Annotated in this window: 11 protein-coding genes; 7 read left to right on the top strand and 4 right to left on the bottom strand. The window is 60.8% G+C overall.

The window, feature by feature from the left end; all coding sequences use genetic code 11:
* Positions 1-19: 19 nt before the first annotated feature.
* On the bottom strand, positions 20-391 hold the full coding sequence (locus tag ACFVHU_RS03265; RefSeq protein ID WP_066144398.1) for a BlaI/MecI/CopY family transcriptional regulator: 372 nt from the start codon (positions 389-391) through the stop codon (positions 20-22).
* A gap of 397 nt (positions 392-788) precedes the next feature.
* Between ACFVHU_RS03265 and ACFVHU_RS03260 the strand changes: the two genes are divergently transcribed.
* From ACFVHU_RS03260 to cydC, 3 genes are read left to right on the top strand one after another with little or no spacing between them, the layout of a single operon-like run.
* On the top strand, positions 789-2387 hold the full coding sequence (locus tag ACFVHU_RS03260) for a cytochrome ubiquinol oxidase subunit I (RefSeq protein ID WP_105656765.1): 1599 nt from the start codon (positions 789-791) through the stop codon (positions 2385-2387).
* Between the two features lie 24 nt (positions 2388-2411).
* Positions 2412-3437 (top strand): cytochrome d ubiquinol oxidase subunit II, encoded by a 1026-nt coding sequence (cydB, locus tag ACFVHU_RS03255; protein WP_105656764.1) that lies wholly within the window; start codon positions 2412-2414, stop codon positions 3435-3437.
* A gap of 27 nt (positions 3438-3464) precedes the next feature.
* Entirely contained in the window at positions 3465-6794 is a 3330-nt protein-coding gene (gene cydC / locus ACFVHU_RS03250; protein ID WP_388022428.1) for a thiol reductant ABC exporter subunit CydC, read from the top strand.
* 71 nt (positions 6795-6865) lie between these two features.
* Here cydC and ACFVHU_RS03245 read toward each other — a convergent pair whose 3' ends face one another.
* Positions 6866-9499 carry a DNA topoisomerase (ATP-hydrolyzing) subunit A gene (locus tag ACFVHU_RS03245; protein ID WP_388022425.1) on the bottom strand — a complete coding sequence of 878 codons (2634 nt, stop codon included), beginning with the start codon at positions 9497-9499 and terminating at the stop codon, positions 6866-6868.
* A gap of 98 nt (positions 9500-9597) precedes the next feature.
* On the opposite strand from ACFVHU_RS03245, the gene ACFVHU_RS03240 reads away from it, so the two are divergent.
* Genes ACFVHU_RS03240 through ACFVHU_RS03230 form a run of 3 tightly spaced genes read left to right on the top strand, consistent with a single transcriptional unit; the run spans position 9598 to position 14084 of the window.
* Positions 9598-12258, top strand: coding sequence for a GNAT family N-acetyltransferase (locus ACFVHU_RS03240; protein ID WP_105656761.1), 2661 nt, complete (start codon positions 9598-9600; stop codon positions 12256-12258).
* A 51-nt stretch (positions 12259-12309) separates the two neighbouring features.
* Positions 12310-12897: a DUF5998 family protein gene (locus ACFVHU_RS03235; protein WP_388022423.1), complete on the top strand. Its 588-nt coding sequence runs from the start codon at positions 12310-12312 to the stop codon at positions 12895-12897.
* 2 nt (positions 12898-12899) lie between these two features.
* Positions 12900-14084, top strand: coding sequence for an alkaline phosphatase family protein (locus ACFVHU_RS03230; protein ID WP_105656759.1), 1185 nt, complete (start codon positions 12900-12902; stop codon positions 14082-14084).
* An 89-nt stretch (positions 14085-14173) separates the two neighbouring features.
* Here the strand turns inward: ACFVHU_RS03230 and sepH are convergent, their stop codons facing one another.
* Positions 14174-15241, bottom strand: coding sequence for a septation protein SepH (gene sepH, locus ACFVHU_RS03225; protein WP_105656758.1), 1068 nt, complete (start codon positions 15239-15241; stop codon positions 14174-14176).
* A gap of 260 nt (positions 15242-15501) precedes the next feature.
* Between sepH and ACFVHU_RS03220 the strand changes: the two genes are divergently transcribed.
* Positions 15502-15801 (top strand): DUF4193 family protein, encoded by a 300-nt coding sequence (locus ACFVHU_RS03220; RefSeq protein ID WP_105656757.1) that lies wholly within the window; start codon positions 15502-15504, stop codon positions 15799-15801.
* Positions 15802-15888: 87 nt separating this feature from the next.
* Here the strand turns inward: ACFVHU_RS03220 and ACFVHU_RS03215 are convergent, their stop codons facing one another.
* A complete protein-coding gene (locus ACFVHU_RS03215; RefSeq protein ID WP_133834266.1) occupies positions 15889-16422 on the bottom strand; it encodes a DUF3093 domain-containing protein in 534 nt (177 codons plus the stop codon).
* Positions 16423-16472 lie beyond the last annotated feature (50 nt).

The following is a 16472-nucleotide window of genomic DNA, read 5'->3' as shown; positions in this document are numbered from 1 at the left end:
TCCCCGAAGTTCTTCTAAATTATGCGGACTTTACTGAGTCCAAGATAGCACGCAGGGATGCTGCCTCGTCGGGGGAGATGCCTCCGATGAATCGTGCCAGGACTGCTTCACGGTCCTGGGCGGTGCCCAGGGCGTCGTTGAGCAGTCCAACGGTGTGATCCTCACGGGAGGATGAAGCTGCGTACCGGTGAGGGCGGGTAGTGCGCTCGCGCTCTACCAAACCCTTCTTTTCGAGACGGGCTAGCACAGTCAGCACCGTAGTGACTGCGAGTTCTTTCGCGTCGGTGCCAAGCGCCGCCAAATCATCACGAAGGTCATTCGCGGTGAGTGGTTCTGCAGAATCCCACAGAAGATCCATGACGGAGCGTTCCAGATCGCCAAGGCTGGCCACTAGGTCGTACCTCACTTGCATTAGTTTTGACGCGGTTGCTTGACTCATGGAGTGCAAGCACACTGCTTGGGTTCTTAATTGTAGCCATCTTTCCACAATATTTCTACGGCATGTAAAAGAGAGGGGTGAGTACATGCTTTACCCGTTTCGCAATGAGGTGCGAGAATGTCGCGGGTGAAACTTGTTGACTTGGGTTTTTTAAGAACCGTAGACACAACCCTGTCAATAGGCTTAGTATTTGCGCCCACGTGCGCACTGGCGAAGTTTCCAGTTTCTGAAATTGCTCATCGTCTCGATTTCTACACGCTGTCGAAATCGTCTATGGTGGCCTTGGAGAACTTTTCTACGGAACGTAGAAAAGTGATTGAACTTCGATCCCACGATAGTTGAGGAATCCATGGATGCTCTAGAGATTGCCCGCTGGCAATTCGGCATTACGACGGTCTACCACTTCCTGATGGTGCCCCTGACCATTGGACTAGGCCTGACCGTGGCCACGCTGCAAACCATGTGGCATCGCACCGGCAACGAGCACTGGCTGCGAATGACAAAATTCTGGGGCAAGCTTTTCCTGATCAACTTCATCATGGGCATCGCCACGGGCATTGTCCAAGAGTTCCAGTTCGGCATGGCTTGGAGCGAATACAGCCGCTATGTAGGGGACGTATTCGGAGCGCCGTTGGCCATGGAAGCACTGCTGGCCTTTTTCGTAGAATCTACATTCCTGGGGCTCTGGATCTTCGGCTGGAAGAAGCTTCCCAAACGCGTGCACCTGGCAACCATCTGGTGCGCATCCCTGGCAACGATCTTTTCCGCCTACTTCATCCTTGTTGCGAACTCATGGATGCAGCACCCGGTTGGAACGAAAATAGTTGACGGCCGAGCCGTGATGACCGACGCATGGGCGGTGTTCACCAACAACACGGCGCTAGTGACGTTCCCGCACACTATTTTCGGTGCCTTCGCCGTTGCCGGCGGCTTCCTGCTGGGCATCTCATGGTTCCATCTCTACCGCCGACGCAAAGAAGGCATCGACTCGGTGGATGCCAACGGATATGTTGTCGTGGGCGAAGATCCCAGCCGCGGTAAAAGCCGTGACAAGGTGGACTACCAAGTCTGGATCAAGTCCCTGCGCATCGGCGCCGCGGTAGCAATGGTCGCGTTCCTCGGTGTGGCACTGAGCGGGCACGAACAAGCAAAGCTCATGTTCGAGCAGCAGCCGATGAAAATGGCTGCTGCGGAGGCAGCTTGCCACGATGGAACAGGCTTCTCGGTGCTGTCCTTGGGAGATATCACCGCCAAGGGTTCAACCAACTGCGACAACGTCGTAGCGGTCTTCGAAATCCCGGGCATTCTCTCGTATCTGGCCAATGGGGATTTCACCACCGAAATCAAGGGCGTGAACACGCTGATTCCGGAATACCAGGAAAAATACGGCAAGTACTATCCGAACGATGAATCCTTCGGCAAGTACGCAGGCCAGGAAATCAACTACTTGCCAGTGATGGAAGTGACCTACTGGGGCTTCCGCTTGATGATCACCCTCGGCGGGCTCTCGGCATTGGCTGCTGGCGTTGCGCTATGGATCACTCGCAAGGGCACCGTCCCAGAAAACAAATGGCTCTCGCGCCTTGCCCTGCTAGGCATTGCCGCACCCTTCGGCGCAAACGCCACTGGCTGGATTTTCACCGAAATGGGCCGGCAGCCATTCACTGTAGTCCCCAACCCGCAGATGGGTGGCGTGGACCAGGTGTTCATGTACACCGCAGCATCGGTCTCTCCGACAGTGAGCGCAGGAGAACTGCTCTTCTCGCTGATCGCGCTCACGACAATCTACGGTGTGCTGCTGGTCGTGGAACTGGTGCTGCTCAGCCGCTACATTCGTGGCGGCGTGGCATCGGCAATGCCGGAGCTTGAACCGTCAGATCATTCACCAGCGGACGGCCCCTCGGACCCGGACAACGATGACGACGACGTACTGGCCTTCGCCTACTAGCGGCACGGACTAAGGAGAACATCAATGGATTGGCTTCCAACACTTTGGTTCATTGTGATCGCGCTGCTCTGGTGCGGCTATCTCTTCCTCGAAGGCTTTGACCTCGGGGTGGGCATGCTCATCGGTCTCGGCCGTTCCACCGAGAAGCGCAAACGGCTCTTGCTCAATACCATCGGCCCGGTCTGGGATGGCAATGAGGTATGGCTGCTGACCGCCGGCGGTGCGACCTTCGCAGCGTTTCCGCACTGGTACGCCTCGCTGTTCTCGGCCCTCTACATTCCGCTGACCTTTGTCCTGCTGGCGTTGATTTTCCGTGCCGTTGCCATTGAGTACCGAGGCAAGGCGATCACCGCAGCAACCCGGAAAGCTTGGGACCTGGCCTTGGGAATCGGATCGCTGGTGGCCGCCTTCGGTGTCGGTGCCATGCTGGCATTGACCACCTTGGGTCTGCCTTTGAACGAGAACGGCGACCGAATCGGAGGGGCCTTCGCGTGGCTGAACTGGCATGCCGTCCTCGGCGGCGCAGCAGTTGTGGCGTTCTGCTGGATCCATGCGTTGGCATTCCTGCGGTTGAAAACCGACGGAAAAGTCCGCCATGAAGCAGGAAAGCTCGTAGGCCGCTGGCTGCCGCTAGCAATCCTGCCCTTAGTTGCGTGGGTCCTGCTGGTGCTGCTGGACAACGATTCCACCATCGCCTGGGCGGTGTTGGGCCTGGCAGCGGTCTGCCTGGCCATTTCGATAGCCAGCGGCCGCGCTGGGCGCGAGGGACTCTCCTTCATCGCCCTGGGCGCCACCTTGCTCGCCGGGGTCGCAGCGATCTTCACCGCCGCTTACCCGGTAGTGCTGCCATCGACCATCGACCCGGCCTTCGACCTGACCGTGGCTAACGCGTCCAGCACTGCCTACACCCTGAAGCTCATGAGCGTCGTGGCCGCCTTCGGCGTGCCAATGGTCCTGGCGTACCAGGCCTGGAGCTACTGGGTCTTCCGCAAGCGCTTGCGCGAAGAGCACATTCCAGAAACTCATCGAGTCGTCTCCATCATCAAGTAACCGCATTTCCGAGGGAAAGAAGTAGTAATGCCAGCCCCGCGATTCCTGCCGCGTGAACTGATCACGCCACGACAATTCCTGGTTTTGGCGCTGTTCTCCGCGCTCAAAGTCGTCGGGCTGGTATTCGTCGCCTACGCGCTGGGCCAATGGATCGCCACCATGGCCGCTGGAGGCGCCAATGGATCGCACCTGCTGATCCTGGCCCTGGCCGGCGCCGCGCTTCGAGCGCTCAGCGCATGGGGATTGAACGCCAGCGCCCGCCGCATGGGCCTGGGCGCGAAGGAACGGCTACGGCTGAACCTGGTGCGCAGGCAAGCCGCGCAACCAGCCATCGTCCCCGCGGCGGAACAGCATTCCATACCGGTCACCGCCACCTTGGCCAGCCATGGCCTTGAGAAGCTCGATGACTACTTCACCAAATTCATTCCTGCGCTCATCGGCGCCCTGGCCGTCCCGCTGCTGCTTGGCCTCTACATTCTGCAGCTGGACTGGATCAGCGCAGTGGTGCTGCTCCTGACGATCCCGCTGGTGCCGGTGTTCATGGCATTGATCGGCATGCACACCCAGGACACCCTCAACGAATCCCAAGCCACCTTGGATCGGCTTGCCCACCAGCTCTACGAACTCGCCCAGGGCTTGCCCGCACTGCTGGGCTTGGGCCGGGCACGGGCGCACGGCAGCGCCATCGCCGCCGTCAGCAGCAAATACCGGGCGGCCACCATGGCCAACCTGAAAACCGTATTCATGTCCAGCTTCTGGCTGGAACTGATCGCAACCCTTTCGGTGGCGGTACTCGCGGTGATGATCGGCGTGAGACTGGTCAGCGGGAATATGGATCTCGCCGCCGGGCTGATAATCCTCATTCTGGCACCCGAGCTGTTCTCGGCACTGCGCGAAGTGGGTTCTGCCTACCATGCGGCCGATGACGGGCTGGCTGCCTACCAGAAGTACACAGCCATCACCGCTGCCACCCCGGTCCATCAGCTTCGTGCCAGCACGGCCAGGAACGCAGATAGCGTCCTGGACGTCGCGGACCTGCGGATCAGCTACGATGGCATGCATCCAATCCACCAAGCCGTGAATATTCAGTTGCGCGCGGGGGAGCGCCTGGTATTGTCCACTGCCAGCGGTTCGGGCAAGAGCACGCTGCTCAAGCTGATCGCCGAGGCGCACAGCAGCGACAACACCTTCGATCCGGCCCTGGCCACCGGGCGGGTCTTCATAGCCGGCCAGCTTGCAGTGATTAGCCAGCATCCGCAATTCAACGCAGCAACCGGCAACGGGCAACTGGACCAGGACGCCCCCGCGGCATCGGCTGAACTGCGCCGAGAGCTCAGCTCCCGGCTATCGATGGAGTCCATGCTCGAGCGCCCGATCGGTGAATATTCACCCGGCGAGCTGCGCCGCCTGGAAGTGCTGCGCGCGTTGCTGCGGGTTCACAGCGACGACCACTGCACCGTGCTGCTGGCCGATGAGCCTACCGCGCACCTCGATGAGCGCAACGCCCAGCAGGTGCGCGAGCTGCTGAGTGAACTTCCAGCCCGCTGCGCGATGCTGGTCGCCAGCCACGACCCCGCCTTCGGGCAGGACGAACGTGCGGGCAGCATAGCGCATGGTGCTGGCCCTGCCCACCGTGAAGAATCCGCGGGCAACCGGTCGCGAGCCACCGGGGCAACGCAGCCTGGCGCCACCGGCCAACGCCCGGTGAAGTCCAAGTTCACCCCGATGCGCGACTTGCTTGCCGGGTACAAAGCTGCCCCCAAGGGCGTGCTCTGGGGGACAGTCAGCGTGCTATGCGCCGTGGCGCTCGCGGCCCTGAGCGGTTGGCTGATCGTTGAAGCCAGCTACCAGCCTCCCATCTTGCACCTGACCGTAGCCTTCGCGATGGTCCGCGGCCTGGGCATCGGACGAGCTGCCTTCCGCTACCTGGAACAGCTCGCGATTCACGACGCGGTGCTGGCCTACGCCTCGGATTTGCGCGAGAAGATGTGGAACGCGATGGTGGCCAACCCCGCACAGTGGGGCTTGCTGAGCCGTTCCTCGGTCATCCTGCGATTCTTGCTGGCCGAGGTCGATGAACTGCGCGACCTATTGGCCCGGGTGCTGTTCCCGCCGCTGCAGGCAATCGTAGTGTGGGTTGCAGCAGCAACGGCCTTGTACTTCATCCAGCCCGAATTCGGATATCTGGCCCTCGGTGCGCTGCTGGTGCTGGTCTTCCCGGTGCGTTGGCTTGTGCAGCGCATTGAAGGCGAACACCTCGTGCATCAGCTCAGCCACCGGATGCAGATGAACCAGAGCGTGCTGGGCATCTTGCGGCACAAGTCCGCACTGCGCAGCAATCAGGCCATGGAACGGACCATTGGCCGGTTCCAGGACGCCGAAGCACGCAATACGCAGCGCGCTCGCCGGCATGCCCTGGGCCAAGGCAGCGCCACGGCCCTGGCCACGTTGACCAGCGTATTGCTTGCCATTGCCATCACCGCGCTATCGCACAGCAGCGCATCGTTTACGGCACTGGCCGTGCTCCTGGGCCTGGCCTTGGGGGAGAGCGCTGGCAATGCCCTGCTGGCGGTGCAGCAGGGGCGGGCGCTGAAGGTACTGTCATCGAAGCTGGAAGAACGCGGCATGCAAAGCCACGGCGCACGAGCAGCGCAGCACAACCCGCCGGTGAAACAAAGCAGGATCGCCGGCTTCGATGCGCAAGCGCTGAGCCTCGGGTACGAGCAGGGAACGCCAGTTCTGCAGAATCTGAACGCCCGCATCCCGGCAGGGCAATGGACGGCCATTACCGGTCCATCGGGTTCTGGCAAATCGACGTTGCTCACCGCGTTGCTGGGCGCGTTGCCAGCGCAGTCGGGCACGTTGAAGGGCATCGATGCCCGCGGGAACCTGCTGGATCTAGAGCAGGCAGACCTGTCATCGGTTGCGTGGTGCCCGCAAGAGGCGCACCTCTTCGACTCCTCGATTCGCCGGAACCTGATGCTGGGCGTCACTGAAGGCCAGCTGCGCAGCGATGCGCAGCTGGAAGAAGTGCTGGAGCAAGTCGGGCTGTCGGACTGGTTGGCAACACAGCCAGAAGGCCTCGAGGCACGCATCGGTTCCGGCGGGCACCAGCTCTCCGGCGGTCAGCGGTGCAAGCTCGCCGTGGCCCGTGCCATGGTGGGCGGCCACCAGATCATCTTGCTTGATGAACCGACTGCCCATCTGGGGGTGGATGAAGCCCAGGAGCTGCTTTCCACCTTGCATCTCGCCCTTGCCGGACGAACCGTCGTCTTGATCACCCATGACCAGATGCTTGCCGGGCAGTGCACCCACCGCATTGAACTGGGAAGCCAGAAGCCCAGGGTCAGCGCATAGGACTGCGGCGTCGCTTCCACCCACGGATAGGAGGTGGAAACGACGCCGCGTTCAGTTCTGGCGCTGCTGGATTAGAGGATTACTCCGCCGTCGTCGAAAGGCAGCGCGTCTTCGCCCGGCGTGATGGCCGGGGCCGCTTTTGCCTTGGTTGGCTCGGGAATCAACGCTTCTTGCCGCGCGGTTGCCTGGAGGTCCTGGGCAGCAGGTGCTGCAGAAGCATCGTGCCCGCCGGCAATGGTTCCGCCAATGATGTTCACTGACTGGGCCAAAGGCGCGCCCGAACCATCGCGCTTGCCATATTCGGTAGGCAAAGCACGGACTACGCCTGCCGTGGAGCTGGCACGCGCAGGACCCTGGCCGGCATAGCCCAGCTGCAGGTAGTCCTCACCCTTGACGAAACGGTGAGCGCGCACGCCCGCGGTGGCGCGGCCCTTCGCCGGGAACTCGGAGAAGTCGGTGAGCTTCACCGACTGGCCCGAGGTGCCAGGAAGGGTCTGCGAACCGGCAGCGATCGTGGCTACCACCGCGTCGCCAGCACCGGCAGGAACCACACCGAAGAAGATCACCTGGTCATCGGCGGCGAGCTTGATGCCGGCCATGCCTTGTCCGGTGCGGCCCTGGGCACGCACCGCCGAAGCGCTGAAACGCAGCAGCTGAGCCTGCCTGGTCAGGAACACCAGCTCATCGGCATCCTCGGCCGGCGCCGCGGCAATCACGACGTCGGTGTCCTTGAGCGTGATCGCCTCGAACTCGTCACGGTTCAGCGGGTAGTCCGGGGTGACCCGCTTGACCACACCGTTCTTGGTGCCCACGGCAATCACCTGGTTCAGCGGAACCAGTGCCACCGCGCTTTCGCCCTTGCCCAGCTTGAGGAACTCGGAGATCGGCACGCCGTGGGCCAGCTGCGGGAAGCCATGGGATTCGGGAAGCACCGGAACATCGATCAGCGAGATGCGAATAATCCGTCCGACACTCGTCAGCGCTCCGATCTCACCACGGGCGCTGGAAGCAACCTGCGAGGTGAGCACGTCGTGCTTGATGCGCGCCGCGGAGTAGTCCACGACGTCCCGATCAGGAGTCCGGGCGAGCTGCCCCGTGGCCGAGAGCAATACCCAGCACGGGCTGTCGGAGACTTCCATGGCCAACTTGGCCTTCTTGCCTGTCCCGACTTCTTCAGGCAACGCGGTGCCCTTCAGCGGTGCCAGCTGAGCAGACTTCAGCAGCTTGGTCCGGCGCGGGGTGCCGAAAGTGTCGGCCATTTCCCCGAGCTCATCGGAAACCAGGGTGCGCAGCAGCTCATCGGACTCCAAAATGGCGCGCAGTTCCTCGATTTCGTTGCGCAGCTGCTCGGCTTCGGTCTCCAGCTCCAGCGTGGAGTACTTGGTCAGCTGGCGCAACCGCAGTTCCAGGATGTGGCTGGCCTGCGGCTCGCTCAGGTCGAAGACCGTCATCAGGCGTTCGCGTGCTTCTGCGGTCTGCTCGGAGGAACGGATAATGGCAATGACATCGTCAATATCAACGATGGCAATCAGCAGGCCCTCCACCAGATGCAAACGGTCTTCACGCTTGGCCAGGCGATGCGCGGTGCGACGGCGTACAACATCCAGTCGGTGGTCCACATACACGGTGAGCAGTTCGCCCAGCCCCATGGTGCGTGGCTGGCCGTCGACCAGGGCAACGTTATTGATGCCGAAGGAGTCTTCCATCGGGGTGTACTTGTACAGGCTGGCCAGGACAGCGTTCGGGTTGAAACCGTTCTTCAGCTCGATAACCAGCTTCAGGCCGTGATGCCGGTCGGTCAGGTCGACAACATCGGAGATGCCGGAGATCTTCTTGCTGTTGACGCCATCCTTGATCTTCTCGATGACCTTTTCAGGGCCCACGCCATAAGGCAGTTCGGTGACTACCAGGCCCGACTTGCGTGCGGAGATCTTCTCCAGGGCCACGGTAGCTCGGGTGCGGAACAAGCCACGACCGGTGCGGTAGGCATCCTTGATGCCGTCCAAACCGGTAATGCTGCCGCCCGAGGGCAAATCCGGGCCCGGAATGAACTTCATGAGTTCTTCGACGGTGGCGTCAGGTTCCTTGAGCAGGTGTTGCGCAGCAGCGACAACTTCGCCCAGATTGTGGGGAGCCATGTTGGTGGCCATGCCCACGGCAATGCCGGTGGTGCCATTGACCAGCAGATTGGGGAATGCTGCCGGCAGCACTTCGGGCTGCATGAACTGGTTGTCGTAGTTCGGGGCGAAGTTCACGACCTCTTCATCCAGGTTAGCGGTCATGGCAACAGCGGAGGCTGCCAGACGGGCCTCGGTGTAACGCGGGGCTGCCGGGCCGTCATCGAGCGATCCGAAGTTTCCGTGGCCATCGATCAACGGCAGCCGAAGGGAGAAGTCTTGGGCCAGGCGGACCATGGCGTCGTAGATCGCGGTGTCGCCATGGGGGTGCAGCTTGCCCATCACTTCGCCGACCACGCGGGCGGACTTGACATGGCCCTTCTCCGGGCGCAAGCCCATTTGCGCCATCTGGAAGAGGATGCGGCGCTGAACTGGCTTCAGCCCATCACGGGCATCGGGAAGCGCGCGGGAGTAGATCACCGAGTAGGCATACTCCAAGAAGGATGATTCCATTTCATTGGTGACGTCTATATCGACGATATTTTCAACGAAATCCGCTGGAATCTCTTCAGACTTCTTACGAGCCATTACTCTGTTCGTCCTTCATCTACTGTCTTAGGGCCGGAACTGCCGAATCTTCGTGTTGCATCTGGGCGCAACGCCGAACTGCCGACTATCCTAAGCCTATGGTGGATCGTAAACTTTCGGCGGCATATCCGGCGCATTGGGAAGCAGATGTTGTGCTTCGCGATGGGACAACTGCACACCTGCGGCCGATTACTCCGCAGGATGCCCAAGCGCTCCAGGAGATGCACAAGCAGCAGTCTGAGACGTCAGTCTACTTACGCTATTTTACGTATAAGTCGTCACTGACCCCTAAAGAGCTCGAACGGTTCACCAATGTCGACCATGTGAATCGCGTCGCCTTCACCGTGGTTCGTGGCGCAAGGATCATCGGCGTCGGCCGCTACGACCGCTTGGATGACCCGAGGGAGGCGGAAGTCGCCTTCAACGTCTCGGACGAATACCAGGGCACTGGTATCGGCTCGATCCTCTTGGAGCATCTGGCCGCGGCGGCCCGTGAAAACGACATCGAGAAGTTCTCGGCCGAGGTTCTTCCAGAGAACCGGAAGATGCTCACCGTCTTCTCCGATGCCGGGTACGCGGTCGCACGGCATTTTGAAGACGGCGTAGTCATGCTCGAATTTTCCATCAGTCCCACCGAGAAATCCCGCGAAGTGACCGAGGCGCGAGAACACCGCGCCGAGGCGAGCAGTGTTGCTGCTCTTCTGGCGCCTAGGTCCGTTGCCGTCATCGGAGCCAGCCGCACCTGGGGCAAGCTGGGGCACGACGTGCTGGAACAAATTGTGGAATCCGGGTACACCGGTGCCGTGTATGCGGTGAACGATGCGGCCTTGGAAGTGGGCGGCATGGTGGCCTATGGGAAGATCACCGAAATCCCGGGACCGGTGGATGTCGCCTTCCTGTGCATTCCGCGCGAAGGGGTCATGGAAGCCATCGGGGACTGCGCCACCCACGGGGTCAAATCCCTGGTCATCATGACCACCGGCTACGAAACTCCGGAAGGGTTGAGTGCCCAGCGTGAACTTGTGTCGCTGGCTCGTGCCAACGGCATGCGGGTGGTAGGGCCGGGTTCTGCCGGGCTGATGAATACCGACCCGCAGGTGAAGCTGTATGCCACCGGAAGCCACCACGTTCCGCCATCCGGAAACGTCGGATTCTTCACCCAATCGGCCGCCATGGGCACAATCATCCAGGGTGTGGCCTTGCAGCAAGGTGTTGGCCCCAGCAGCGCCATTTCCGCAGGCCTGCGCGCTGACGTATCCGGCAACGACGCGATGCAGTTCTTTGAGGACGACCTGCGTACCCATGTTGTCGCGTTGTACCTGGAATCCTTTGGCAACCCACGCAAGTTCGCACGCATCGCCCGGCGCCTGGCCCGCAGCAAGCCTGTGATCGTGGCTAAATCCGATGTGATGGGCCGCCGCCTTCCTCCGGGCCACTCGGTGCGCGTAGGCCAAGCGCCACCAGGTGCAATGAACGCAATTCTTCGCCAGTCTGGCGTGATTCGCGTGCGTTCATCAGAAGAGCTGCTGGATGTCACGGCCCTGCTTTCGGTCTTCCCTGCGCCGAAGGGCCCGAACGTTGCGATCCTGTCCAACTCCTCGACCATCGCAGAGGTGGTGTGCGACGTCGCCGAGGACAGGAACCTGAACACCGTCGTGCAGAGCGAAGAGCTGGACTACAGCATGGGCCAGTCCAAGGCCATTCCGGTGCTGCGCGCCCGGATCAAGGAACTGGTGGAAGACCCGCAGATCCACACCATTCTGCTGGCGCACCTGCCCTACTCGGAGCTGGATACCAGCGCAGTTCTGAAGGTCGCCAAGGAGTTCATTGGCCAGCCAAAACCAGTGGTGGCATTGGTTCCGGGCCTGGCGGATACGAAAATTACTGGCGGCCTGAAGCAGGGGATTCCGGTATACACCTCGCCAACCACCGTCATCGGCGCCCTGGCCAAGGCCTATGGATACCAGCAGTGGGTTGACGTTCCCTACGAGCCGATGAAGGATCCAGCTGGAATCGACGTGGACGGTGCCGCGGAGTACCTTGATGAATTGGTGCAGACCATCTCGGGGACCAACCTGCTGGAATTGGACGACGCGCAGGTGCAGAAGCTGCTGGACTTCTACGGGATCAAGTTCCTGTCCCATCGGGTGGTGCACACCGCAGAAGAAGCTGTTGCGGCGGCCGAAGAATTCGGCTGGCCGGTGGCACTGAAAGCCAACGACCCTGATCTGCGCCAACGCCTGGACTTGGGCGGCGTGCGCTTGAGCATCCCGGACAAGCAGAGCCTGGAAGCGAACTTCACGCATATGAAGTCGCTGATGGCGGTTTACGGCGTGGACTCCCTGGAAGTGCAGAGCATGGCTCCTGCTGGCCAGGCTTGCGTGGTCAAGGCCGTGGAAGACCCGTTGCTTGGTCCAGTCATTTCCTTCGGGCTCAGCGGCGATCCGGTAAACCTGCTCGATGATTGGGCCCACGGCGTGGCGCCGTTCTCCACCCATGATCTGGAACAGCTCATCCGCCGTCCGCGCAGCAGCGTGCGGCTCTTCGGCTACCAGGGATTGCCGGCGGTGGATCTTGATGCCCTGAAGGACTTCATCACCCGCGTCTCGCTCTTCAAGGACAACCATCCTGAAGTGACCGTTGCCAAATTCGCGCCGATCACCGTTGCCACCGATTCGTTGAGCGTGCTGGCGGTGAACATCCAGATCAGCAACGCTGAGCAACGCACAGATAGCGTCCGCCGGGCATTGCGTAATTGAGTGCAATCGCCGAAACGTGAATTGCCTGTGGCGACTGAGTAGAATTGGGGCATGAGTTCTCCAACGTATTCGACCACTCCTGGCGCTGAGCTTCAGCATGATCTGGTCCGTGCGGGTTTTTATCCGCAGATGGTCCAGGATGTACTGGCTGAAGCCATGATGGGCCAACCAGTGCTTGACCACTATGTACATCTGGAAACTCACTTCGACCATACCGAAGTGCACCGCCATATCACCGTTATGGTGATGAGTGAAAAGGTGCTTTTCATTGTGCACGTCGATGACCAGCAGCTTGACGACCACGGCAAGGACGTCATGGCGCAGGTCTCCGTCGAAATGATTTCCCTGGCCCGCATCGCCTCGGTTACCACCAGTTACGTCTACCACCAGCCGCAGCATTACTCGGCCGCTGACCCGGTCAAGGAATTGACCTTTGGACTGTCCTGGAACGGAACCAAGCGGATTGATCTGGCCCCTGCCGCCTGTGCCGATCCGCAGTGCGATGCCGACCACGGGCTGAACGGCACCTCGCAGCCTGAGGACTTGGTCATCCGCGTCAGCGCCGAGGCCGACGGCCAGCAGGCCGTGAACAAGGCACGGGAATTCGCTGTCCGCCTGCGCCTGGCCACGATCGCCTGAGCATGATCGAGGAACAGAAACGCAGCAACCTTCCTGTCCCGGCACAGAAAATCCCGGACGCGCCCAAATACGGCCAAGCTACGCTGTCGGAGATCCTTCCGTCGGCAGCCGCTGCAATGGGCGTTCCGGGCTACGAGAACGCTTTGGGCTTTGCCCCGACAAAACGTGTGGCACTGATTATGGTTGACGGACTGGGCTGGAACCAGCTCAAGAGCCATCTCGGGCATGTACCCTTCCTGCGCGGCCTGTTCGAAAAGGGGCAGAAGCTGGGAACGGGATTCCCTTCCACCACCGCGACGTCCCTGAGCAGCCTGGCCACGGGCCTGGCTCCCGGCGAACATGGAATGGTTGGCTATGACGTCATCGATCCGGCCAAGCGCCGTGTAGTTAACCAGCTCGGAGGATGGCCAGGGGACTTGGACCCCGAAGCGTGGCAGACTCGCCCGACCGTTTTCCAGAAAGTCGCCGAGCACGGCATCCACGTGGCTACCGTGTCTATTCCGATGTTCGCCAAGTCGGCCCTGACTCGCGCGTCGTTGCGCGGCCCCAAATTCGTGCCGGCGAACCAGCCTGCGGCCCGTGCGCGTGCTACCCGAACCATTTTCGAGTCGAACCGCAATTCGCTGGTCTACACGTACTTCAATGAATTGGACAAGGCCGGACACAAATTCGGCGTGGACTCCAGCCAATGGCGGGACACGCTCGAAGAGTTGGATTACGTCATTAAGAACCTGGTCTCCAAGCTGCCAGAAGAAACCACGGTGCTGATTACCGGTGACCATGGAATGGTGGACATCCCCGCATCCCAACGCATCGACTACAGCCAGCAGCCGGAGCTTATCGAAGGCGTGGAGCTGACCAGCGGCGAACCTCGTGGAGTCCAATTGACCTTCGACACGCAGACCGACGCGGCTAGCCGGTTACGCGTACGCGAGGCCTGGCAGCAGGCCTACGGCACCAAAGCCTGGGTGATGACGCGCGAGGAAGCCATTGAACTGGGCTACTTCGGCGCCATTACCGAAGAGCATGCAGCCCGGCTGGGTGATCTGATGATTCTGGCAGCGGAAGCTATCGCTTTCTACGACGGCCGACGCGTTACGCCGATGGCGTTTGACATGGTAGGGCAGCACGGATCGCTCACTGCGGGGGAGCGCTTCATCCCGCTGCTGGTGCACCGCACCACCTAGTTCTCAACGGAACAAGCGCATACGGGTGCGGGAGCAGCATTGAATAAATGCTGCTCCCGCACCCGTATGCGCTCTAGCCCGGCGGCGCGTCAGGAATCGGTGTCCTTCTTGCGCTTGCCGAACATGATGTCATCCCAGCTGGGGACCGAAGACCGCTTGGCCTTGCGCGGAGCGGACTCCTCGGCATTCTGCTCGGACGGCTTGTCCTCAGTGCTGTTCGCACCGCCGGCATCCTGATCGGTGACGACCACCAGCTGCGAAGTGCGTGCCGAAATTCCTTGCGGAAGGTGCGGCAGCGAGTCCTCATCGTCGGCGTCGTACTTGCTCATGCTGCGTTCGATGATCTCGTTGTAGCGTGACTCGCGCTCCGGATCCTGGTCCTTCGTGCGCTGCCCACGACGAGCGTTCAGCAACGTGACCAGTTCTTCGGTCTCATCCGGTTCCGGGGTGCTGGCTGCAGGAGCCTGCTCAGGCTCTGGCTGGTTCAGCGCAGAGACCGGGCGAAAGTACTCAGGGGCCACCTGTTCGCTCAAGGTTTGTGCCCAGCGGTTCAGATTTTTCAACGACTTGCGTGCCGGGGTGAATGCCCACCGCGCACTGTTCGAGGAAGCTTCAGTGGAATCCGAGCCCAGGGACTCGACATTCTCGGTCGGCAGCGGGGAATCGAACTGCACGGTAACGATCCATTGGCCTTCTGGATCTTTCCAGGCGTTCCATCGAGCCGAGTCGGCGTCGATGTGCAGCTGGTGCAGGCGGTGGACCACCATGGAACCAAGATCCGCAGGCTCTTCGCCGAATACTTCCCGGTATTCGGCATCGGTTTGTGGTCCTGAAACCTCGACACGACGTGCTAGCTCGGCGATGTGCTCGCGCTCAGCCAGTACCGGACCTTCGTACTTGACGATGTCCTCGACTGGGATATCCCACTCGAGAGACAGATCGTAGGCGGAAGCACCAGCGCGCACTCGCGCTTGAATTTCGCGCGGCGAATGGACCGAGGACTCCTCACGGTTCCTTGGAGCCCGCGAACGGGCAATTTCGGCCATTGCACTGCGCAGTGCATCGTCAACAGGTAGCTCGAAGCTCATCCCGTCGTCGCTGCTGACCTGCAGGCTGGAACCATTTTCATGAATTCCTACCAGTCTCAGCTGACGCATTCCTACCCTCCACACGCTCTATTTCCTGTGTAAAACTCTGCCACCTCGAGGCCTGAATTCCTACCACCGCGCAGGGTGTGGCGCAAGATTAGTCATCAACCTCACGCAGTAATTCCTTGAACCTTCCGCCCATGGCATAGCGTGGCAAGAACGGGAATGGATGACCCGGAATAACGCTATACTTCTATGCCGGTATAAGTTTTCACCTTGTGAAACAGCCGGCTAGGACGAAGACCTGCAGGAAAGAGCGAAAAACGATTATGGCAAATGAATCTGCTGCACCCGTGGCAATGTCAGAAGCGGAACGAGCCAAGGAAATCGCTCAGCTCAAGGCAGGCAAGACCGCAGCCATGGCCAACCTGGTCGACGAGGCCGAAACACCCTTGGCTGAGGAATATGTTTTGCCCGGCGGCGAAGCATCGCAGGAAGAAGCGAGCATCGAGATCCTGCCGGAGCAGGCAGACGAGTTCACCTGCGCATCTTGCTTCATGGTGCGTCACCGCACGCAGCTGGCCCGTGAAGACAACGGGCAGAAATTCTGCAGCGAGTGCGAAGGGTAGGAAGCTTACGCAACAGTTCTGACAGCGATGGCGTCCTGGACCGGAAGGTCCAGGACGCCATCGCTTTATTCCATGGAGCCGTGAATGCTATTCGCCTGAAGCGTCTTCTGCCTGCTCCTGCTTGGCTGCTTCGGCCTTGCCTTCCTCGGTGAATTCGTACATCACGCCCGAGAGTGCGGCAGCCAGCTCTTCGGGACGGCGGGTGGAAGTCAGCCAGTACGGCGTGGTGTCTCGCTCGTCGGTCACTTCCATGCGCACGGCACCGTCGATCCAGCCACGCAACAGCATGTAGGCCAAGCCGTGAAGCTTCTGTCCACGCTGCTTGAAAGCTTCGTCGCCACGGTAGCCGACGACGTTGCCGATGTACTTGCGTTCAATGCTGGCCCGGCCAACGGTGACCAGATCATCGGTGACTTCGATGGCTGGCACGCGCAGCAGGAACACCGCGACCAGTGAAATCAGAACTACTCCACCGGCAACCCATCCAAGGATGCTGTTAATCGGTGCTACTGCGATACCTGCGGTGATGGAAATGATGATCGGCCAAATCCAGGTGCTGGCCGATGGCCAGAGCTTTTCGCTGTACAGGACGTTCGAACCCTCGGGGCTGGAATTACTCATGGTTCCAAGTTTAGGCAATATTTCCTGGTTCCATGACCTCGGGGCTGGCG

This window comes from Glutamicibacter sp. NPDC127525 (assembly GCF_042672105.1).
GTDB lineage: Bacteria > Actinomycetota > Actinomycetes > Actinomycetales > Micrococcaceae > Glutamicibacter.
Note: the sequence above shows the minus strand (reverse complement) of the source record. Positions and strands in the feature narration are given on the sequence as shown.